The 19036-nt window shown below is 62.4% G+C and carries 21 protein-coding genes and 1 riboswitch; of the genes, 8 read left to right on the top strand and 13 right to left on the bottom strand.

The window, feature by feature from the left end; translation table 11 throughout:
• Positions 1-141 precede the first annotated feature (141 nt).
• From ACFY9W_RS00295 to ACFY9W_RS00285, 3 genes are all read right to left on the bottom strand, one after another.
• Positions 142-1506, bottom strand: a complete 1365-nt coding sequence (locus ACFY9W_RS00295) for a DUF1329 domain-containing protein (protein ID WP_391124211.1) — start codon at positions 1504-1506, stop codon at positions 142-144.
• A 25-nt stretch (positions 1507-1531) separates the two neighbouring features.
• The gene (locus ACFY9W_RS00290) at positions 1532-3418 is read right to left on the bottom strand and encodes a DUF1302 family protein (protein WP_391124208.1); all 1887 of its coding nucleotides are present in this window, start codon (positions 3416-3418) and stop codon (positions 1532-1534) included.
• 332 nt (positions 3419-3750) lie between these two features.
• Positions 3751-5433, bottom strand: coding sequence for a long-chain-fatty-acid--CoA ligase (locus ACFY9W_RS00285; RefSeq protein ID WP_391124205.1), 1683 nt, complete (start codon positions 5431-5433; stop codon positions 3751-3753).
• Between the two features lie 293 nt (positions 5434-5726).
• On the opposite strand from ACFY9W_RS00285, the gene ACFY9W_RS00280 reads away from it, so the two are divergent.
• The 3 genes from ACFY9W_RS00280 to ACFY9W_RS00270 all read left to right on the top strand — a co-directional run bounded on the left by ACFY9W_RS00280 (position 5727) and on the right by ACFY9W_RS00270 (position 8596).
• Positions 5727-6692 (top strand): 2-hydroxyacid dehydrogenase, encoded by a 966-nt coding sequence (locus ACFY9W_RS00280; RefSeq protein ID WP_391124203.1) that lies wholly within the window; start codon positions 5727-5729, stop codon positions 6690-6692.
• Between the two features lie 53 nt (positions 6693-6745).
• Positions 6746-7744, top strand: coding sequence for a methyltransferase (locus tag ACFY9W_RS00275; protein ID WP_391124200.1), 999 nt, complete (start codon positions 6746-6748; stop codon positions 7742-7744).
• A 39-nt stretch (positions 7745-7783) separates the two neighbouring features.
• A riboswitch (yybP-ykoY riboswitch) is annotated at positions 7784-7923 on the top strand.
• 88 nt (positions 7924-8011) lie between these two features.
• Positions 8012-8596 carry a TMEM165/GDT1 family protein gene (locus ACFY9W_RS00270; RefSeq protein ID WP_016501477.1) on the top strand — a complete coding sequence of 195 codons (585 nt, stop codon included), beginning with the start codon at positions 8012-8014 and terminating at the stop codon, positions 8594-8596.
• Positions 8597-8733: 137 nt separating this feature from the next.
• Here ACFY9W_RS00270 and ACFY9W_RS00265 read toward each other — a convergent pair whose 3' ends face one another.
• From ACFY9W_RS00265 to ACFY9W_RS00250, 4 genes are all read right to left on the bottom strand, one after another.
• Complete coding sequence (locus tag ACFY9W_RS00265; RefSeq protein ID WP_019099796.1) at positions 8734-9552, bottom strand: M48 family metallopeptidase; 819 nt, start codon at positions 9550-9552, stop codon at positions 8734-8736.
• Positions 9553-9690: 138 nt separating this feature from the next.
• Positions 9691-10311 carry an SOS response-associated peptidase family protein gene (locus tag ACFY9W_RS00260; RefSeq protein ID WP_391124195.1) on the bottom strand — a complete coding sequence of 207 codons (621 nt, stop codon included), beginning with the start codon at positions 10309-10311 and terminating at the stop codon, positions 9691-9693.
• A 15-nt stretch (positions 10312-10326) separates the two neighbouring features.
• Positions 10327-10587, bottom strand: a complete 261-nt coding sequence (locus ACFY9W_RS00255; RefSeq protein WP_391124192.1) for a putative signal transducing protein — start codon at positions 10585-10587, stop codon at positions 10327-10329.
• Positions 10587-10772 carry a CPXCG motif-containing cysteine-rich protein gene (locus ACFY9W_RS00250; protein ID WP_391124189.1) on the bottom strand — a complete coding sequence of 62 codons (186 nt, stop codon included), beginning with the start codon at positions 10770-10772 and terminating at the stop codon, positions 10587-10589. Before ACFY9W_RS00250 ends, ACFY9W_RS00255 begins: the two co-directional genes overlap by 1 nt.
• 126 nt (positions 10773-10898) lie before the next feature.
• Between ACFY9W_RS00250 and ACFY9W_RS00245 the strand changes: the two genes are divergently transcribed.
• Positions 10899-12065: a 1-acyl-sn-glycerol-3-phosphate acyltransferase gene (locus ACFY9W_RS00245; RefSeq protein ID WP_391124186.1), complete on the top strand. Its 1167-nt coding sequence runs from the start codon at positions 10899-10901 to the stop codon at positions 12063-12065.
• A gap of 118 nt (positions 12066-12183) precedes the next feature.
• Here ACFY9W_RS00245 and ACFY9W_RS00240 read toward each other — a convergent pair whose 3' ends face one another.
• Complete coding sequence (locus tag ACFY9W_RS00240; RefSeq protein ID WP_391124184.1) at positions 12184-12444, bottom strand: hypothetical protein; 261 nt, start codon at positions 12442-12444, stop codon at positions 12184-12186.
• Between the two features lie 160 nt (positions 12445-12604).
• Here ACFY9W_RS00240 and ACFY9W_RS00235 point away from each other — a divergent pair, with 160 nt between their 5' ends.
• Positions 12605-12811 carry a hypothetical protein gene (locus tag ACFY9W_RS00235; protein ID WP_391124181.1) on the top strand — a complete coding sequence of 69 codons (207 nt, stop codon included), beginning with the start codon at positions 12605-12607 and terminating at the stop codon, positions 12809-12811.
• A gap of 167 nt (positions 12812-12978) precedes the next feature.
• Here the strand turns inward: ACFY9W_RS00235 and ACFY9W_RS00230 are convergent, their stop codons facing one another.
• Positions 12979-13563, bottom strand: coding sequence for a YajG family lipoprotein (locus ACFY9W_RS00230; protein ID WP_284356255.1), 585 nt, complete (start codon positions 13561-13563; stop codon positions 12979-12981).
• Between the two features lie 145 nt (positions 13564-13708).
• Here ACFY9W_RS00230 and ACFY9W_RS00225 point away from each other — a divergent pair, with 145 nt between their 5' ends.
• The gene (locus ACFY9W_RS00225) at positions 13709-13942 is read left to right on the top strand and encodes a hypothetical protein (RefSeq protein WP_391124177.1); all 234 of its coding nucleotides are present in this window, start codon (positions 13709-13711) and stop codon (positions 13940-13942) included.
• A gap of 601 nt (positions 13943-14543) precedes the next feature.
• Positions 14544-16052 carry a malate dehydrogenase (quinone) gene (mqo, locus tag ACFY9W_RS00220; protein WP_391124174.1) on the top strand — a complete coding sequence of 503 codons (1509 nt, stop codon included), beginning with the start codon at positions 14544-14546 and terminating at the stop codon, positions 16050-16052.
• Positions 16053-16229: 177 nt separating this feature from the next.
• Here mqo and ACFY9W_RS00215 read toward each other — a convergent pair whose 3' ends face one another.
• The 4 genes from ACFY9W_RS00215 to ACFY9W_RS00200 form a co-directional block, all read right to left on the bottom strand.
• Positions 16230-16520 (bottom strand): PA4642 family protein, encoded by a 291-nt coding sequence (locus ACFY9W_RS00215; protein WP_391124171.1) that lies wholly within the window; start codon positions 16518-16520, stop codon positions 16230-16232.
• Positions 16521-16588: 68 nt separating this feature from the next.
• A complete protein-coding gene (locus ACFY9W_RS00210; RefSeq protein WP_391124168.1) occupies positions 16589-17059 on the bottom strand; it encodes a hypothetical protein in 471 nt (156 codons plus the stop codon).
• Positions 17060-17201: 142 nt separating this feature from the next.
• Complete coding sequence (locus ACFY9W_RS00205) at positions 17202-17675, bottom strand: WbuC family cupin fold metalloprotein (RefSeq protein ID WP_391124165.1); 474 nt, start codon at positions 17673-17675, stop codon at positions 17202-17204.
• A gap of 2 nt (positions 17676-17677) precedes the next feature.
• On the bottom strand, positions 17678-18235 hold the full coding sequence (locus ACFY9W_RS00200) for a hypoxanthine-guanine phosphoribosyltransferase (RefSeq protein ID WP_391124162.1): 558 nt from the start codon (positions 18233-18235) through the stop codon (positions 17678-17680).
• Between the two features lie 160 nt (positions 18236-18395).
• On the opposite strand from ACFY9W_RS00200, the gene upp reads away from it, so the two are divergent.
• Entirely contained in the window at positions 18396-19034 is a 639-nt protein-coding gene (upp, locus tag ACFY9W_RS00195; protein WP_110994785.1) for a uracil phosphoribosyltransferase, read from the top strand.
• The last annotated feature ends 2 nt before the right edge of the window (positions 19035-19036 follow it).

Genomic DNA, 19036 nt, shown 5'->3' with positions numbered 1-19036 from the left:
CCCACAGGTACTGCACTGACCTTGAAAGCGCAGCAATCCCTGTGGGAGCGGGCGTGCCCGCGAAAGGGCCCGTACAGGCAAATAGAAACGCCCCGGCAAGCCGGGGCGTTCTGGGGATCACGCGGAGTTGAAAACTTCAGGTTACCGGATACCCGACTGGCGCAGCGCTGCAGGCTGGAAGTCGGCCTTGCTGGCACTGAAGCCGAAGTCGTAGGCACGCTTTTCTTCGTTCTTCATGCCCAGGGCCAGGTAGCGCCCCGATTGAAGGTCGTAGATGGTTTCCAGCGTGTACCACGGCACCTCATTGTTGTAATACGGCTGGGAATGGGCTTCGGAAACGCGCCACAGCTGGTTGCGGCCGTCGTACTGGTCGATCACTGCAGCCTGCCAGGTGTCCTCGTCGATGTAGAAGTCACGCTTGGCGTAGATGTGCCGCTGGCCCGGCTTGAGGGTCGCGACCACATGCCAGACACGGCGCAGCTCGTAGCGGGCCAGGTCCTGGTTGATGTGCCCGGCCTTGATGATGTCGGTGTACTTCAGCTTGGGGTCATCGAGCTTGAAGGCGTTGGAGGCGATGTACAGCTCCTTCTTGCCTTCCAGCTTCCAGTCGTAGCGGTCTGGCGCACCGTTGAACATGTCCAGGTTGTCCGAAGTCCGCAGGCCGTCCGCGGCAGTGCCCGGGCCGTCATACGACACTTGCGGCGCCTGGCGCACGCGACGCTGGCCAGCGTTGTAGATCCACGCCTTGCGCGGCTCCTTCACCTGGTCGAGGGTTTCGTGCACCAGCAGCACGGTACCGGCAAGGCGCGCAGGCGCGGTCACTTCCTGCTTGAAGTAGAACAGGATGTTGCCCGGGTTGTTCGGATCGTAATCCTTCATCTTGTCGCGGAACACGAACTGGTCGGAGAAATACACGGGGTTGAACGAGCCGTTCTGCTGCGGCGTAGCCTGGGTTACCAGGCGGCTGACGCTGCCACCCCGGTAGCGGGTGATGTGGTTCCAGATCACTTCCAGGCCGCTTTTTGGGATCGGGAACGGCACGGCCGTGCGGAAGTTGTTCAGCCCGTTGCCACCTTCGACCAGGGTCGTCTTGGTGGCGTTTTCCTTGATGGCGGCGAACACATCAGCCGGCACGGTCGAGCCGCGGTGGGTCTTGAATACCGGGATCTTGAAGGTATCCGGGTAGCGCTTGAGCATGGCCAGCTGGCCTGGCGAAAGCTTGTCCTTGTACTGCTCGGCGTTCTGCGCGGTGATGGTGAACAGCGGCTTGTCACTGCCATACGGGTCGGACAAAAAGCCCTTGCCGTCGACACTGCCCGCGGTCTTCGACAGCGGCTCCCACGGGCCGATCGAGCCATCGGCGTTACCGGCCTTTTCGGCGCCCATCGGGGTCAGGGTGCTGCCCAGCTTGGCCGCCTCGTCGGCGGATACCGCAGCCATTACGCTGGTCGCCAGCAGGGACAGGCCCAGTACACCGGCTTGCAGCAGACTTCTGGTCTTGTTCATGTCGTGTCGTCCTGGATCTGTGTGCTTAGAAGTTCACGCCGAAGCTGAGGGCGACGAAGTCGCGGTCATCCACGGTGGTGTACTTGCCGTCAAAGAAGTTGGTGTACGACAGGCTCGCCGTGTAGGTGTTCTGGTACTCGGCGTCCAGGCCCAGGCTAATTGCCTTGCGGCCTTCCTCGAAGTTGGCACCAGGGCCTGGCGAGTAGCCGGAAACGTCATGCGACCAGGCCACGCTCGGCTTCAGGTTGACCCCGGCGAACACGTCGTTGTAGTCCCAGATGACGCGGGCGCGGTAACCCCAGGAAGTGCTGGTGGTGTAGCCATCGTTCTCGCAGTTGCGGTTCAGGTTGGCAGTGGATGCCCCCGCACCAGCACCCGCGATGGTGCTGGCATTGAGCGCCTGGCAGGTGTCGGCACCGCCGGTGGCAGGCAGCGGGCCAGGCCCGAAGACCGGGTCACGGCCATAGCGGGTCTCGCGTGCGTTTTCCAGGCCGCCAACGTGGGTGACCCCAACTTCGCCCACTACAGTCATGCGGCTGGCGCCCATTACCTGGTCGAAGAAGTGCGTCAGGGTGGTCTGGAATTGAGTGATCTCCTTGCGACGATAGCCGTGCAGGTCCTGCCCCGGCGTGCCGGTAAGCAGCGAGGCGTTGGTCAATGCACCGCCAATCGGACGCACGCCAGCGAACAGGATATCGGTGGTGTTCAGCTGCACCGGGGCATTCGGCCGGTAGCTGATTTCACCGCTCCACGCGGTGCCGGTGGGAAGCGTGGTGGAGAAACTCAGGCCATACAGGCGGATATCTTCGGGGTACTCGACGAAATACTTCGAGTTACCCGCGACGATCAACGGCGCCAGTGCACGCAGCTGCGCCGGCAGCGCACTCAGCCCGGCAAATACCGAAGGCGCGGCACCGGTAGCGCTGAAGATCGGCGCCCGGCTGTGGTAGTTCATGAAATAGGCGCCAAACTCGGTGTCGAGCGGTTCGAACATGTAGCGCATGGCCACACCGAACTGGCCGCTGTCACGGGCGTCGCGGTCGGCGCCACGGGCCACCATGACACCTTCTTCGTTGATGTTCACGCCACGCGTGGCGAGGAACTGCTGGGCCGCAGCCGGCACCGTGCGGCTGCTGTTAAGCACGCGCAGGTTGTCGGTACAGCCATCGGCGATGATGTCCGGCTGGGAGAAGAAGGTGCCGCAGTTGTCGACAACCGTCTGGTCCCACTCGATCTGGTAGAAGGCTTCGGCCGACAGGTTGTCGGTCAGGCTTTGCGAGATGTAGAACATGTTGACCGGGATCAGGCCTTCCTTGATCTCGGCCCCTGGGCGGCGGAACGCCGATACATCAATGGGGTTGATCGAGTTGATGCCACCGCCAATGAAGGTACTTTCGCCCCAGCTCACCACCTGCTTGCCAAGGCGCACGGAGCCAGGCTGATCACCGATGGAGTAGTTGTGGTACACGAAGGCGTCGAGCAACTGGGCGCCGGACGACTTGGCGCCTTCCTTGCGGTTGGAGTCGCTGATGTCCTTGAACTCCCGGCCCTCGTCCTTCAGCTCGAAGTCGTACCAGTACTTGCCGCGCACGAACACACCGGTATCGCCGTACTTCAGCTCCAGGTCATGGATGCCCTTGAAGATCTTGGAGAACGTTTCGCCCTTCTTGAAGTTCAGGTGACCATCGTCGGAGGTCTGCGACAGGCCCTTGCCGCCGTTGTTCACCCCGATCAGGTTCTTGTTGGGGTTGGCTGTCGACCAGCTGGCGCCGATGGAGAGCGAGGAGTCGAACTGGCCTTCGATTTCACCAATGTTGAAGCTGACAGCGAAAGCAGGACTTGCGAGCGTGGAAGCAAGGCTGACGGCCAGGGGCAACTTGGCCCGGCGCCAGAACAGGTTTGCAGATTTCATCGACGCTACTCCATGTACTTTATTGTTATGGCAGTGAGTCCCTTCAAGAACGGCCCGAGCGACCGGTTTGCAGGCTTTCGCCCGCGGCGACACGGCTTGCGCGTGTCGCCCTCCCCCATTCCTGAAAATCCCCTGGCCCCGACTATAGCCAGCAAGGCACAGGCGCTTGATCCCTCTAAAGTGTGATTTGCGCTCCGTGCCGCCAACTCGCTGCTCTGTTGCTCCGGTTGCGGGCTGGCAGTGCTAAAGGATGGCGCATTTCTGCCGTTTGGCAAGGCGCCGAGGCCTCTAGCGTGCGGGTCGCGTTCTGGCGTTCGCGACCCGCACGGCGGTTACAGCGTTGAAAGGAACGCGCTGTTGCTGGCCTGCCACTGGACGATGTCCTGACGGATGCGTTTCTTGTCGAGCTTGCCGACACTGGTCTTGGGAACTTCAGTAACAACGGCGATCTGGCTAGGAATCGCCCACTTGTTGATGTGCCCCAGTTCGACGAACGGCTTGAGGTGTTCCTTGAGTGCCTTGGCGTCGATGGCCTGGCCGTCGCGTACCACCAGCAGGGCAAACGGGCGCTCACCCCATTGCGGGTCGGCCACCCCTACCACAGCGACTTCGCGCACGGCCGGGTGACGGCTGATCAGGTCTTCCAGGTCGAGAGAAGAGATCCACTCGCCACCGGTCTTGATCACATCCTTGATGCGATCGCGGATGTCGATATAGCCCATGCCGTCGAGAGTGGCGACGTCACCGGTGTGCAACCAGCCGCCCTGCCACAGTTCCTCGCTCTTTTCCGGCTCCTTGAAATAGCCCATGGTCAGCCACGGCGCACGCAGCACCAGCTCGCCCTGGGTTTCGCCATCGGCCGGCAGGAAGTTGCCGTCACCATCGACAATCGCCGCCTCAACCAGCGGCACCGGCACGCCGGCCTTGATCCGGTAGGTGATACGTTCATCCTCGCTGCCGGCCTGCAGTTCGTCGTTCAGGTGCGCCGCGGAAATCAGCGGGCAGGTTTCGGACATGCCATAGGCGGCGGTCAGCTGGATGCCTCGCGCCAGGGCAGCCTGGTACAGCGAACGGTTGAGCGCGCTGCCACCGATGATGATCTTCCAGCCGCCAAAGTCCTGGCCCTGCGAGGTCGGGCAATTGAGCAGCATCTGCAAGATGGTCGGCACGCAATGGGAGAAGGTGACTTTCTCCTCACGCCACAGCTTGACCAGCATGTCTGGTTCGTAGCGCCCCGGGTACACCTGCTTCATGCCAAGCATGGTGGCAGCGTAGGGAATGCCCCAGGCATGCACGTGGAACATCGGGGTAATGGGCATGTACACGTCGTTGCTGCCCAGCAGGCGTACGCTGTCGATACTGCCAGTGACCGAGGCCTCGGCCAGGGTGTGCAGCACCAGTTGCCGGTGGGTGAAATACACGCCCTTGGGGTTGCCGGTGGTGCCGGTGGTGTAGAAGGTGGTGGCCACCGAGTTTTCGTCGAAGTCGGGGAAATCGTAGTGCGGGCTGGCAGCGGCCAGCAATTGCTCGTATTCACCCACCAGGTTGGGTAGCTCGGCGGTCTTGTCCGGGCCATCGGTCAGCAGCAGGGTCTTGTCGACGGTGGTCAGCTGCCCGGCAATACCCTGGTAGAGGCCGACGAAGTCGCTGTTGACCAGTACCACGCGGTCTTCGGCGTGGTTCATGGTGTAGAGGATCTGCTCAGGCGAAAGGCGCACGTTGATGGTATGCACCACCGCACCGATCATGGGAATGGCGAACATGCATTCCAGGTAGCGGTGGCTGTCCCAGTCCATTACCGCCACGGTATCGCCGGCCTTTACCCCGGCCTCGGTCAGTACGTTGGCCAGGCGCGCAATGCGCTCGTTGAGCTGTGGATACGTCAGCCGCAGTTGATCGCGGTAGACGATTTCGCGGGTTTTCTCATAGCGGCTGCCAGACATCAGCAGGCGCTTGATCAGCAATGGGTAGGCGTAGGCGCCCTCGGCGGGCTTGATGATGCGGGTCTGCAACATGGGTATCCCTTTTCTGAAAAGCGGGCCGGACAAGTCTGGTAACTACTGTAGTTCGCCAATGTGACGGCTAAATCAGCCGAAGGAATGATTTGGCTGGCGAAGGTATGAGTGGGGGGCGTTGACGGGCGGTAACCACGGGCTAGACACTGCGCTGAAGGCTTCAGGATCCGTGCTGGAGCCAACGGCCCTTTCGCGGGCACGCCCGCTCCCACAGGTACTGCACCAACCCTGTGGGAGCGAGCGTGCCCGCGAATGGCCCATCACCATTTCCCGCCCTGCCACCGGAGAACCCCATGCCCAGCCCGCGTCGCGCCGTGTTTCTCGATCACCAGTCCCTGGACCTTGGCGACCTCGACCTCTCGCCCCTCGAACAGCAATTCGATGATTTCGAGCTGTTCGCCGCCACCGGCCCCGACCAGGTCGCAGAACGCCTGCAGGGCGCGGTCGCGGTGATCAGCAACAAGGTCATGCTTGACGCCGCAACCCTGGCGGCCAACCCGCAACTCAAGCTGATCCTGGTAGCTGCCACCGGTACCAATAACGTCGACCTGGCGGCGGCGCGCGCCCAAGGCATCACCGTCTGCAACTGCCAGGGCTACGGCACGCCGTCCGTCGCGCAGCACACCCTCGCCCTGTTGCTGGCCCTGGCAACCCGCCTGTGCGACTACAACCAGGCAGTGGCCGACGGCCAGTGGGCCAAGGCCAGCCAGTTCTGCCTGCTGGACTTCCCCATCGTCGAGCTGGAAGGCAAAACCCTCGGCCTGCTTGGCCACGGCGAACTGGGCGGCGCGGTAGCAAGGCTGGCCGAGGCTTTTGGCATGCGTGTGCTGAGCGGGCAGATCCCTGGGCGCCCGGAACGTGACGACCGGCTGCCGCTGGACGAGCTATTGCCACAAGTCGACGCCTTGACCCTGCATTGCCCGCTGAACGAGCACACCCGGCACATGCTCGGTGCCCGCGAACTGGCGCTGCTCAAGCCCAATGCGCTGGTGGTCAATACCGCTCGCGGCGGCCTGATCGACGAACAGGCGCTGGCCGATGCGCTGCGCAGTGGCCACCTGGGCGGTGCAGCCACCGACGTGCTGAGCGTGGAACCGCCGGTCAATGGCAACCCGCTGCTCGAACCCGGCATCCCGCGCCTGATCATCACCCCGCACAGCGCCTGGGGTGCGGTGGAATCGCGCCAGCGTATCGTCGGCCAGCTCAGCGAGAACGCCCAGGCCTTCTTTGCCGGGCAGCCACGCCGCGTAGTCAGCTGAGCCCGTCGCCCGCCTCTGCTACACTGCGCCACTTTTTCCAGGAGGCGTCGTCCATGGACCCGCGCAGTGAAGTGTTGCTCCGCCAGGCAGAGCTGTTCCAGGGGCCGCTGCTGATCGCTGGTGCCCCCGCCGATGGCCTGCTCACCCAATTGCCGCAGGCCCAGGCCTGGACTTGGCATGCAGGCGATCAGGCCATGCTCGACAGCCGCTTTGCCGGCCGCAGTCATTATGGGGTAGAGCCGCCTGCAGCGGCCTTCGACAGCGCCGTGCTGTTCCTGCCCAAGTCCCGCGAACTGGCGGCCTACCTGCTCAATGCCCTGGCATCGCGCCTGGCCGGCCGCGAGCTGTACCTGGTGGGCGAAAAGCGCGGCGGTATCGAAGGGGCGGCCAAACAGCTGCAAGCCTTTGGCAAACCGCGCAAGCTCGACAGCGCCCGGCACTGCCAGCTGTGGCAAGTGACCATCGAGCAGGCGCCCGAAGCCAAGCCGCTGCAAAGCCTGGCCGAACACTTCGAGCTAGCCCTGGAAGACGGCCCGTTGCAGGTGGTCAGCCTGCCCGGCGTATTCAGCCACGGGCGGCTGGACCGGGGTACCGCCCTGCTGCTCAAGCACCTCGACGGCCTGCCGAGCGGGCATGTGCTGGACTTCGGCTGTGGCGCCGGGATATTGGGCGCCACGGTCAAGCGCCGTTACCCGCAAAGCCGGGTAACCCTGCTGGACGTGGACGCCTTCGCCGTGGCGGCCAGCCGCCTGACACTGGCCGCCAACGGCCTGGAAGGCGACGTGATCAGCGGTGATGGTATCGACGCTGCACCGACCGAGCTGAGCCTGATCCTGAGCAACCCGCCATTCCACACCGGGGTGCACACCAACTACCAGGCTTCGGAAAACTTGCTGAAAAAATCCGCCGTTCATCTGCGAAAAGGTGGCGAAATGCGCCTGGTTGCCAACAGCTTCCTGCGCTATCAACCGCTGATCGAAGGGGCGCTGGGCAACTGCCAGGTACGCGACGAGGCTGACGGTTTTCGGATTTACCAGGCAATGCGCGGATAAAAACAGCGCTTGCCGAAAGCGTTTTGCCTAGGCAGAATCCGCACCGTCCTAGGGGAGTAGTCTCCCGCGAGCGCACTGCTCGCCCGGTACGCGTCAACATACTTGGTCCACAGACCATGGCGCGTGCGACCCATCATGCCAGCCTGCATGGAGAGATCCGCGTAGACGGATCCAGGGTTTGACAAGACCTATGACACGCACACCTTACCCGGGGCGGGGAGGCTGTACGTGTCATAGCCGTGTCGACCCGCCCCCGTAGGAATCCTGATGCTGGAATCTCTGTTGGTCCCCACCGCTATCGTTGCGCTCGCCGAAATCGGCGACAAGACGCAACTGCTCGCGCTCATTCTCGCTGCCCGCTTCCGCAAGCCCTGGCCGATCATTGCCGGCATCATTGCCGCTACCCTGGCCAACCATGCTGCGGCCGGTGCCGTGGGCGCGTGGTTTGGCAGCTTTTTCAGCGACTCGGCACTGCACTGGATCCTGGCGGCGAGCTTTACCGCCACTGCGCTGTGGACCCTGGTCCCGGACAAGATGGATGACGACGAGAACCCGGCACGCCGTTTCGGGCCGTTCCTGACCACGCTGATTGCGTTCTTCCTGGCCGAAATCGGTGACAAGACCCAGGTGGCCACGGTCATGCTGGCTGCGCAGTATCCGCACCTGATCATGGTCATTATCGGTACCACCCTGGGCATGCTGATTGCCAACGTGCCGGTGGTGCTGGCGGGTAACTTCGCGGCAGACAAACTGCCACTGACGCTGATCCGTCGCCTGGCGGCCACGGCGTTCTTCGTGCTGGCGATCGTGGCCGTTTACACGGCGATGAAGGCCAGTGGCTGGGTGGGGTAAATGCCAAAGGGGGCCGCTCTGCGGCCCAATCGCCGGCAAGCCAGCTCCCACCCCGACCGCATCGGTTTCAAGTTATGTGCAATACCTGTGGGAGCTGGCTTGCCGGCGATTGGGCTGCAAAGCAGCCCCTTGCGGCCTTACTGCTTGGCCGCAGCCTGGTACAGCGGCATCACCTTCGGAATCGCCGCCTGCAACGAAGCAATGCGGCTTTCGGACGCCGGGTGAGTGCTCATGAACTCTGGCGGCGCACCTTCGGAAGCCTTGCTCATCTTGTTCCACAAGGTGATCGCGGCATTCGGGTCATAACCCGCACGTGCCGACAGCTCCAGGCCGATCAGGTCGGCTTCGTTCTCGTTGGCCCGGCTGTTGGGCAGGGTCATGGAGTAGTTCACCACGGCATCGGCCATGGCCATGCTGCCCTCGCCCAGGCCCAAGAGGGCACCGGCCCCCTGGCGGGCCATTTGCACGCCATAAGCCTTGGACATCGCCTCACGGCTGTGCTCTCGCAGGGCGTGGGCAATTTCATGCCCCACCACTGCGGCAATTTCCGCATCGGTGAGCTTGAGCTGATCGATCAGCCCGGTGTACACGATGATCTTGCCGCCCGGGCCGCAGTTGGCGTTCAGCTCATCGCTCTTGATCACGTTGACTTCCCAGTTCCACTGCGCGGCATCCGGGCGGAACTTGGGCGCCTGGGCGATCAGGCGGTTGGCGATGACCTGCACGCGTTTGGCATCGGCGCTGGACTTGTCCAGCACACCCTTGCTCGACGCTTCGCCCAAGGTCTGCTGGTACGACTGGGCGTACATCTGGTTGACCTCGTCGGTCGAAAGCATGCTGAACATGTACTGCTGGCGCTGCACGCCGACAGCACCGCCGCTGGTGGTGTTCACCGCCTGGCAGCCGGCCAGCAGGATGCCAGCACTCAACAGGCTGACGACAAAAGACTTACGCATGAAAACACTCCCTTTTTACATGCGCCGTATCCTAGGCCGTGTCGCCAGTGCCCGCTATAGCCGTAGGGAAGATTTTATTCGCCTGTACCGGCCTCTTCGCGGGCACGCCCGCTCCCACAGGCTGGTGCAGCGGATGCATCAAGCCGGGGTCAGGCACTCCGGCGCATCCAGTTTCGGGTCATTGACGAAGTTGGCCAAGGCCCGCTCGCGCAACGTTGCCGGCGGGCTGGCCAGCAACTCGTGCAAGCGGGTAATCGGCGTATCCGGGTCCAGCCAGGCTGCCTGCCCCGCCTCGTCCAGTATCAGCGGCCGACGCTGATTCATGGCCGCCTGTGTCACCACCGCACAGCTCAGCCACACCTGATCCTGTACCGGGTAGGCCTCCCACAGCGCAGCAAAGTACAACGAAGAGCCCTCCCCCGGGGTCAACCAGTACGGGCGCTTTCGCACGCTGCCGCGCCATTCGTAAAAACCGTTGGCCGGCATCAGGCAGCGGCGCTGGCGAAACGCCTCGCGGAACATGGGTTGCTCGGCCAGGGTTTCAGCGCGGGCATGCGCGGGCGTGCGGGACAGGTCGGTAAGCCAGGCCGGGGTAAGGCCCCAGCGCGCCTTGGCCAGTTGCTGCTGGCCGTCGAGCTGGCGCTGGATCAGCACCGTGGCACCTGGCGCAATGTTCCATTGGGCCGGCTGGCCTTCGGGGAAACCAGGCAGGCTGGCAAGGGCCTGGGGCCAGCGAAACAGGGCGTAACGTCCACACATGGGCGAATTAAGAACCTAGCAGATCAAGGTACCGGGGAAACTCTCCGGTTCGTCGCCAACCAGTGGCTGGGCATCATTGTACGCATCGATCAGCTGCCGTGCGTATTCGGCCTGCTCATCTGCCACTGCAAGCCCGAGCAGGCCGTGCAGGGGTAGTTCACCAGCCGCACCGACCAGATCACGGCCAACCAGGTGCGCGACGATCCCTTCGCTGGCGAGCATGCCAGTCAGCATTTCAGCCTCCAACAGGCTTTCCGGCTCGTAGATTCGCTGCATCAGGCATCATCCTCGCGTCGTACTTCAAGCAGCCATTCGTCACCATGGACCTGTAGATTGAACACCACGGGCTGACAACACACCTGGCAGTCCTCGGTGTAGATCTGGTCACCACCAGACAGATCGACGGTGGTCTCCACGCGTTCGCCGCAATAAGGGCAATCGTAGAAGTCGAGTTCCAGCATCGCGGCCTCCGGGGTGACTTATGCGTATAATTGCCGGTCTGTTTACAGGGCCTGTGTGTGTCCGAGCCGTATTTTCGGAGCCCGCCCCTACCTTATTACCCTAGCCGTTTCCAACAAGAGAGCATGATGGGCGAATTCGATGCCATCCGACCGTACGACGACGCTGAGGTCCCTGCCGTTCTGGCACGCCTGCTCAGCGACCCGGCATTCCTCGATATCCTCACCCACTTCCGCTTCCCGCGGGCGGCCGGCGCTCTTGGCTGGTTGCTCAAGCCGCTGATTGCCCGCCGCTTGCGCAAGGAGTTCGCCGGCGTCACCTGCGTCTCGACCTTGCAGGACAAAGTCGAGTACTACGTCGACCAGACCATCGACCGCGCCACCGACGGCGTTACCTATTCGGGCGTGGAGCAGCTCAAGGCCGGCACCGCCTACCTGTTCCTGGCCAACCACCGTGACATCGTCATGGACCCGGCCTTCGTCAACTATGCGGTGTACCACGCCGGCTTGCCCACGCCGCGTATCGCCATTGGTGACAACCTGCTGCAAAAGCCCTTTGTCAGCGACATGATGCGCCTGAACAAGAGCTTCATCGTGCACCGTTCGATCAGTGGGCGCCGCGAGAAGCTGGCCGCCTACCAGTTGCTCTCGGCCTATATCAGCCACTCGATCCGCAACGACGCCACCTCGATCTGGATCGCCCAGGCCGAAGGCCGCGCCAAGGATGGTGACGACCGTACCGATTCGGCGATCCTCAAGATGTTCCACATGAGCCGCAAGGACGAGCCTTTCGGTACAGTGATACAGAGCCTGAACCTGACACCGGTGTCGATCAGCTACGAATACGACCCGTGCGACCAGGCCAAGGCCCGCGAGCTCTACATCCGCGCCACCACCGGCACCTACAAGAAGGCGCCGGGCGAGGATGACAACAGCATCGCCAAGGGCATTACCGGCTACAAGGGCCGGGTGCACATCAGCTTTGCCCCACCGGTGACCGAGTACTACGAGGACACCAAACAGCTGGCTGTGGAAATTGACCGGCAGATCCTGGGCGGGTACCGGCTGTTCCCGGTGCATTACCTGGCGTATGCGATGTGGGATGGCAAGGACGATGCCCTGCACGTGCCGAGTGCCGAGAAGGTGTTCCCGGCCGATGAGTTGGCCAAGGCCAAGGAAGAATGGCAGCGCCGCCTGGATGCCTGCCCTGAAGAGCAGCGGCCTTACCTGGTGTTGCAGTATGCGACGCCGGTGCGTAACCAGTACCAGGTCAGGCAGCAGGCACCTGTAGCCTGATGGATTTTGGGGCCGCTTCGCGCCCCATCGCGACGCAAGGCCGCTCCCACAAGGGTTACGCAATATCCTGTGGGAGCGGCCTTGTGTCGCGAAAGGGCCGCAAAGCGGCCCCAGGGTCTCAAACCCAGGTGCTGAACCAGGACAGCAGCAACGCCATCGCCAGACACGAAAAACCGAGAATATAGAAGTAGCGCGGCACTCGAAGGTCGAACGCATCCACCACGCCCTCGTCCACCGCCATGTATTCGCGGGTCTCGGTATCGCGCCGCCGCGCACTGTGCAGCAGCAGCCCGCCTGGGCAGGTCAGCAGCAACGCCAGCAGGTTGATCCACTTGGCGGGATGGGCGGCCAGAAACCCCCAGAGCACTTGCAAGGACATCACGCGACCTCGGTGTGAGCAGCAGCAAAGGCCCGCATTCTACCCAAGTCACACCCTGGCGCCCGGCCTGGGCGACAAAGTGTCATTAAATTTCATCTGTCATCCGCTCGTCATCAGAACAGGCCACCCTGTCGGCCTTTTCATGATACGGAGCTTGTTCATGCTGCACGCCGAAAACCAGGACCGCCTCTACCTCGTTGCCCAGAGCGATGAACAGCAGGCGCTGATCGATGGTTTTGCCATCAACGTGCAAGACCGCCAATGGCTGGTCTACTGCGCGCTGGGTGGGCATGTACATGAGGATTTGCCAGAGGTGGATGCCGGGACCGGCTTAAGCTTGCTGGATTTCCACATAGAAGCTGCCTGAACCTATACCGGCCTCTTCGCGGGCTTGCCCGCTCCCACAGAATGTCACTGGACCCGAGCATGGTGATATCCCTGTGGGAGCGGGCGAGCCCGCGAAGAGGCCGGCACAGGCAACAAAAAACCCGCTGACTGAAGACAGGCAGCGGGTTTTCTTTTGCAGCGAAAGGCTTACTGCCCCAGCACCTGCCCGATGGTCGGGTCCTTGAACAGGCGGGTCAGGGCATCGCTCAGCACATCGCCCACCAGCTGGGTGTTGGTGTCCTGGTTCGGCGCCATGCCGAAACGCTGGTCCAGCGAAGCGCCGTAACGGCCGCTGTAGCTGCGCCCGCCATTGCGCACGTCGGCACGGAAGGTGGCGCCGATGGTGGCCTCGGTCACGTACAGGTTGTCTTTTGGCGACTGATACTTCAGCTCCGCCAGGGTCACTGTCAGCTGAGGTGCGTTATAGGCGTTTGGCGTCGGGGTGAAGCCAAGCAGGCGCACCGCAGCTTCGGCCTGGGCTTGCAGCTTGGGTACCACGTCGTTACCGCTGACACTGATGGTGCTGGTCTCGGGGTACATGCCACCACGGGTGCCCAGCGATTGCGAAGCCCGCCCGTCAACCACCCGGACCACGACCGGCTGGCCGTGGCCGACCGGCGCGAGCTGGGCCTTGAGCGTGGGTTGCGGGTTTAGTTGTTGCGGGCTGTGGGCACAACCGACCAGGCTAAGGCTGGCCACGGCAATCAAACCGAACAACAGACGTTGCAACATGCGCGTTTCTCCAGAAAATGCGGCAAAGGCCCACAGTATACCTAGCCAGGCACAGACCAGTCATCGGCCCGAACCGCTTGTCACAATCGTTTCATGGCCACGCCCTTATCCTTGCGCCAAGCCCTAACGCACAGGACTCGCCGCCATGGCTTCGCTCTGGACCCTGCTCTTCCGACGCCCGCGCCACAACGCCTACGCCCGCCTCGATGCCCAGGGCAAATGCCTGGCGTTCAAGCAATGTAGCCAGGCACCTGGTGGCAGTGGCTGGGTCCAGGTGAGTGAAATCCAGCTGGCCTGGCTGGGCCGCGAGCTACCCGCCGACGCCCGGGCTTGCACACGCGCAAGCCGTCGCTGGCACCAGCGCATCCTCACGGCCTGACAAACGCTGCAATAAAAAGCCACGAATGGCGACATTTCTGCCCGCGACATCGCTATAATCTCCCCCCGATTATAAGGACGTCTCCTGATCGGGCCCCGCACTCGCCGATTGACCCCGGCAACTTCACTGCCTAGCCCACAGAGAGCCTTCCACTCAGGTCTTGCATCGGCTGTCGTGCCTGCTTTTCCGGCCCTTCACACTGCATGAACCTGCGGGTTGCCATCGCGCAGTCCCCTTTTGAGGTTCACGTCTCCAAAAGAGCGTGAAAAAACGGTTTTCACAACTTCACAAGAGTGTGGCGAGCAAATGAACAGTCTGGCATGTGCAAAAGCGGCAGATGTGTCCCGAACAGCCCTGAACAGGCGGCAAATACGCTCATCTCGCATGAGTGTCTGAACCGTTCCATAACGCACGCACGACACCTTGACCATAAGTCGAATTGCCGCACCCGTGGCAAACGGCGTTCAATACCCGAACCCGAAGACTGATTGGCGGTGTCCGCGGAAGTTGCAAGAACTGCGAAAAGTCGGACATGGCGACCCTGGCGAACCCAGGTCCTATGCTGTCAATTAGGTAGCTGTAGATTGTGGAGACGCGTTAAATGGCGCAGAACGAATCGGTTGATGTGGTACTGGTAGGCGCAGGCATCATGAGTGCCACCCTGGCCGTACTGCTCAAGGAGCTCGACCCGACCCTGAAGCTTGAGGTCGTGGAGGCGATGGACTCCGGAGCCGCGGAAAGCTCCAACCCCTGGAACAACGCAGGTACCGGCCACGCTGGCCTGTGCGAGCTTAACTATACGCCTCAGGCCGCCGATGGCAGCATCGACATCAAGAAGGCCGTGCACATCAACACCCAGTTCGAGGTTTCTCGTCAGTTCTGGGCCTACCTGAGCAAGAAGGGCAACTTTGGCTCGGCGCGTGCATTCATCAACCCTGTCCCGCACCTGAGCTACGTCGAGGGTGACAAGGGTGTTTCCTTCCTCAAGAAGCGCTTCGAGCTGCTCAAGCAGCACCACGCCTTCGCCGACATGGAATACACCGAAGACAAGGCGGTGATGAACGACTGGATGCCGCTGATGATGCCAGGCCGCCCGGCGGACCAGCACATTGCAGCTACCCGCGTAGCCAAAGGCACTGACGTCAACTTCGGCGCCCTGACCAACAAGCTGCTCAAGCTGCTGGGCGACTCGCCGGACGCGCAGGTGAAGTACAGCAAGAAGGTTGTCGGCCTGCGCCGTAATGGCAGCGGCTGGACCGTGAGCATCAAGGACGTCAACAGCGGCGGCAGCCGCGAAGTGGACGCCCGTTTCGTCTTCCTCGGCGCCGGTGGCGCGGCCCTGCCGCTGCTGCAAGCGTCCGGCATCCCGGAAAGCAAAGGCTTCGGTGGTTTCCCTGTCAGTGGCCAGTGGCTGCGTTGCGACAACCCGGAAATCGTCAAACAGCACCAGGCCAAGGTCTACAGCCAGGCCGCCGTGGGCGCCCCGCCGATGTCGGTTCCGCACCTGGACACCCGCGTTGTTGACGGCAAGACTTCGCTGCTGTTCGGCCCATACGCAGGCTTCACCACCAAGTTCCTCAAGCACGGTTCGTTGATGGACCTGCCGCTGTCGGTGCGCATGGGCAACATCGGCCCGATGCTGGCCGTGGCCCGCGACAACATGGACCTGACCAAGTACCTGGTCAGCGAAGTGATGCAGTCGATGGAGCAGCGCCTGGAAGCCCTGCGTCGCTTCTACCCGCAGGCCAAAGCCGAAGACTGGCGCCTGGAAGTGGCTGGTCAGCGCGTGCAGATCATCAAGAAAGACCCGAAAAAAGGCGGCGTGCTGCAATTTGGTACCGAGTTGGTCTCGGCCCAGGATGGCAGCCTGGCTGCATTGCTCGGCGCTTCGCCGGGTGCGTCGGTAACCGTGTCGATCATGCTGGAACTGATCGAACGCTGCTTCCCCGAGCAGGCCAAAGGTGCCTGGGCTGCCAAGCTCAAGGAAATCTTCCCGGCTCGCGAGAAGACCCTGGCCACCGATGCCGCCCTGTACCACAAGATCAGCGCCGACAACGACGTGGCGCTGGACCTGGTGGAAAGCAGCCCGGCGGCCAAGCATTACGCCTGAACCGCCCGGTAACGAAAAAACGCCCCTCGGGGCGTTTTTTTTGTGCCTGGTTCTTTGTCAGCCTGTGCCGGCCTCTTCGCGGGCTCGCCCGCTCCCACAGGGATAGCGCAAAGCCTGGGGCAACGCGAAACCTGTGGGAGCGGGCATGCCCGCGAAGAGGCCGGTACAGGCTAATAATCAGCCACGGGCGTTGTCGATGATCTCGACGTACTCCGGCGCATTGCGCTGGTCGGCGATCTGCTCGACGAAGGTCTGACCGTGCTCGTCCTTGCCATCCAGGTCCAGGCCAGCTTCGACGAAGAAGCCGACAAAGCGCTCGAAGTCGTCGACGCGCAGGCCACGGTAGGCCTTGACCAGCTTGTGCAGCGACGGCGAGGTCACGCCATCGGCCGGTTCGAACTGAAGGAACGACTTGATGTAGTCGTCGCTGATTTCGTCGCCGATTACCTGTTTCTTGTCTTTACGCATTGCCGACTCCAACTGGGCCATCACGGAATTTCGAAGGCCGGCAGTTTACCCCCCGCAGCCTGCGTGCCTCAACGCGTACGTACGGTCCCGGTGTGCAGGTCGGCCCAGATGTGGCCGTTGGCGTAGGTCAGAAACTGCACATACAGCGTTTCATTGCGCAGCAAGTCCATGATCACCCGGTAATCGCTGACCGGGTAATTCAGGCTCAGGGTGCGGGTTTTCTCGTCATACACAGGCTTTTTCAAGCTCTTGGCCGCTTCACCGTCGAAGGTCAGCAGCACCTGGGCAATGGTCGCGCCCTTGCTCAGCGGCTTGCCCTTCAGGCGCACCTGCAACGACGAAGTGATCGGGATCGGCTGCTGATCGGACTGGCGCTGGGCGCCGACCACCACCGAATAGTCGGTTACCTGCAGCAATTGCTGCCCGGTGGGCGCTTCCTGGCGCAGGGAGAGATCGTCAGGTGGCAGGAACTGGCTGTGCAGCGGTGCGGCGGCGAGTGGCAGGCTGACTGCCAGCAAGAGGGGAAGAATCGCACGCATGTGAGGCTCCTTGTATGAAGGGCCACTCTAGCACGCTGTGTCTGGGCTGTGCCGGCCTCATCGCCGGCAAGCCAGCTCCCACAGGTACGGCGCTATCCTTGTGGGAGCTGGCTTGCCGGCGATGAGGCCGGTAAGGGCAACATCAATCGAACTGCGCGAGCATCCAGGCCTGGTACTCGGCCACGCCGGCTTCACCCTCGCGCGGCGCCCAGTGTGCATGTTCGCCTTCGCCCACCGGCCGGTACGGCCCGGCCTTGCACTCGAACAGGATGCTGTCCGGCTCCAGTACCACCAGGCCATGGTAGGTACCAGGGGCAAGATCCACGCCCAGGCAGTCGCCGCCTGCCTGCAACACCCGCTTGCCGGTCACCCCGCCCTGCTCATCGAAGATCAGCAGGCCAAAGCCCCCCTTGAGTGCCAATAAGGTCTCGGCCTTGTCGGCGCTCAAGTGCCGGTGCGGCGGAATATAAGTGCTTGGCTGCAACCCGACCGCCATGCGGTGGCAAGGCTCTTCCATCTCATGGAAGGTGTGATGCTGCCGCCCGCGCGGGTTGGCAGCAGCCTTTTCGGCCAGCCCAGCGAACAGCGATTGGTCGATGAACGCAGGCTGGCGCATGGTCACATCCCCTTCACGGCGAAGATGCCGTTGGCGTTGCGCCAGTAGCCCTTGTAGTCCATGCCGTAACCGAAGATGTAGCGATCGACGCATGGCAGGCCCACGTAGTTGGCCTTGAGGTCCGGGCTGGCCTTGCGGTCGTGGTCCTTGTCGATCAGGACCGCCGTGTGCACCGAGCGTGCGCCGGCATGCTTGCAGAACTCGATGATGGCGCTGAGGGTGTGGCCTTCGTCGAGGATGTCGTCAACGATCAACACGTCACGGTCGATGAACGACACTTCAGGCTTGGCCTTCCAGAACAGCTCACCGCCGCTGGTCTGGTTGCGGTAGCGGGTGGCATGCAGGTACGAGGCTTCCAGCGGGAACTGCAGGTGAGTCAGCAGTTTGCCGGCGAAGATCAGGCCGCCATTCATCACGCAGAACACCACCGGGTTCTTGTCGTGCAGGTCTTTGCAGATCTGCACGCCGACGTTGGCGATGGCCGCTTCGACTTCAGCTTCGTTGTACAGGCAGTCAGCTTCAAGCATGACTTGACGGATGTGCTCGAGATCGGCGGACATGGCGCTCTCCGGGGGGGCATTTTGGAAAAGCGGGCAAAGGTACGCATCCGCTCGTCCCAGATCAAGCATTTATGGACTAACGTCCAGAATGACCAGACGACAGCACAGGCTGAATAGATTAATCTAGCGCGGTTTTTTTGCCCGCCTTTCGGAGCCCCCTATGCCCACTCGTGAGATCCGCCATCCGCTGATCCGCCACAAGCTCGGCCTGATGCGCCGTGCTGATATCAGCACCAAGAATTTTCGCGAACTCGCCCAGGAAGTCGGCGCGCTTCTGACGTATGAAGCCACCCAGGACCTGCCACTCGAAACCTACGAGATCGACGGCTGGTGTGGCAAGGTACAAGTTGAAAAAATCGCCGGCAAGAAGATTACCGTGGTGCCTATCCTGCGCGCCGGTATCGGCATGCTCGACGGCGTGCTCAGCCTGATCCCGGGTGCCAAGGTCAGCGCCGTCGGCGTTGCCCGCAACGAAGAAACCCTCGAAGCCCACACCTACCTGGAAAAGCTGGCACCGGACATCAACCAGCGCCTGGCCCTGATCATCGACCCGATGCTGGCCACCGGTGGTTCGATGGTCGCCACCATCGACCTGCTGAAAAAGGCCGGCTGCAAAGAAATTCGCGCCATGGTCCTGGTCGCCGCGCCAGAAGGCATTGAAGTAGTGGAAAAAGCCCACCCGGACGTGAAGATCTACACCGCGTCGATCGACCAGCGCCTGAACGAGCACGGCTACATCGTGCCGGGCCTGGGCGATGCCGGTGACAAGATCTTCGGCACCAAGCAAAAGGACGCCTGACC

The sequence above is a fragment of the Pseudomonas sp. NPDC008258 genome, assembly GCF_042956345.1.
Taxonomy (GTDB): domain Bacteria; phylum Pseudomonadota; class Gammaproteobacteria; order Pseudomonadales; family Pseudomonadaceae; genus Aquipseudomonas.
Note: the sequence above shows the minus strand (reverse complement) of the source record. Positions and strands in the feature narration are given on the sequence as shown.

What these genes read in the sequence shown, in the direction of transcription:
- ACFY9W_RS00295 (WP_391124211.1), bottom strand. Translation starts at nt 1,506, where the DNA reads ATGAACAAGACCAGAAGTCTGCTGCAAGCCGGTGTACTGGGCCTGTCC.
- ACFY9W_RS00290 (WP_391124208.1), bottom strand. Translation starts at nt 3,418, where the DNA reads ATGAAATCTGCAAACCTGTTCTGGCGCCGGGCCAAGTTGCCCCTGGCC.
- ACFY9W_RS00285 (WP_391124205.1), bottom strand. Translation starts at nt 5,433, where the DNA reads ATGTTGCAGACCCGCATCATCAAGCCCGCCGAGGGCGCCTACGCCTAC.
- ACFY9W_RS00280 (WP_391124203.1), top strand. Translation starts at nt 5,727, where the DNA reads ATGCCCAGCCCGCGTCGCGCCGTGTTTCTCGATCACCAGTCCCTGGAC.
- ACFY9W_RS00275 (WP_391124200.1), top strand. Translation starts at nt 6,746, where the DNA reads ATGGACCCGCGCAGTGAAGTGTTGCTCCGCCAGGCAGAGCTGTTCCAG.
- ACFY9W_RS00270 (WP_016501477.1), top strand. Translation starts at nt 8,012, where the DNA reads ATGCTGGAATCTCTGTTGGTCCCCACCGCTATCGTTGCGCTCGCCGAA.
- ACFY9W_RS00265 (WP_019099796.1), bottom strand. Translation starts at nt 9,552, where the DNA reads ATGCGTAAGTCTTTTGTCGTCAGCCTGTTGAGTGCTGGCATCCTGCTG.
- ACFY9W_RS00260 (WP_391124195.1), bottom strand. Translation starts at nt 10,311, where the DNA reads ATGTGTGGACGTTACGCCCTGTTTCGCTGGCCCCAGGCCCTTGCCAGC.
- ACFY9W_RS00255 (WP_391124192.1), bottom strand. Translation starts at nt 10,587, where the DNA reads ATGCAGCGAATCTACGAGCCGGAAAGCCTGTTGGAGGCTGAAATGCTG.
- ACFY9W_RS00250 (WP_391124189.1), bottom strand. Translation starts at nt 10,772, where the DNA reads ATGCTGGAACTCGACTTCTACGATTGCCCTTATTGCGGCGAACGCGTG.
- ACFY9W_RS00245 (WP_391124186.1), top strand. Translation starts at nt 10,899, where the DNA reads ATGGGCGAATTCGATGCCATCCGACCGTACGACGACGCTGAGGTCCCT.
- ACFY9W_RS00240 (WP_391124184.1), bottom strand. Translation starts at nt 12,444, where the DNA reads ATGTCCTTGCAAGTGCTCTGGGGGTTTCTGGCCGCCCATCCCGCCAAG.
- ACFY9W_RS00235 (WP_391124181.1), top strand. Translation starts at nt 12,605, where the DNA reads ATGCTGCACGCCGAAAACCAGGACCGCCTCTACCTCGTTGCCCAGAGC.
- ACFY9W_RS00230 (WP_284356255.1), bottom strand. Translation starts at nt 13,563, where the DNA reads ATGTTGCAACGTCTGTTGTTCGGTTTGATTGCCGTGGCCAGCCTTAGC.
- ACFY9W_RS00225 (WP_391124177.1), top strand. Translation starts at nt 13,709, where the DNA reads ATGGCTTCGCTCTGGACCCTGCTCTTCCGACGCCCGCGCCACAACGCC.
- mqo (WP_391124174.1), top strand. Translation starts at nt 14,544, where the DNA reads ATGGCGCAGAACGAATCGGTTGATGTGGTACTGGTAGGCGCAGGCATC.
- ACFY9W_RS00215 (WP_391124171.1), bottom strand. Translation starts at nt 16,520, where the DNA reads ATGCGTAAAGACAAGAAACAGGTAATCGGCGACGAAATCAGCGACGAC.
- ACFY9W_RS00210 (WP_391124168.1), bottom strand. Translation starts at nt 17,059, where the DNA reads ATGCGTGCGATTCTTCCCCTCTTGCTGGCAGTCAGCCTGCCACTCGCC.
- ACFY9W_RS00205 (WP_391124165.1), bottom strand. Translation starts at nt 17,675, where the DNA reads ATGCGCCAGCCTGCGTTCATCGACCAATCGCTGTTCGCTGGGCTGGCC.
- ACFY9W_RS00200 (WP_391124162.1), bottom strand. Translation starts at nt 18,235, where the DNA reads ATGTCCGCCGATCTCGAGCACATCCGTCAAGTCATGCTTGAAGCTGAC.
- upp (WP_110994785.1), top strand. Translation starts at nt 18,396, where the DNA reads ATGCCCACTCGTGAGATCCGCCATCCGCTGATCCGCCACAAGCTCGGC.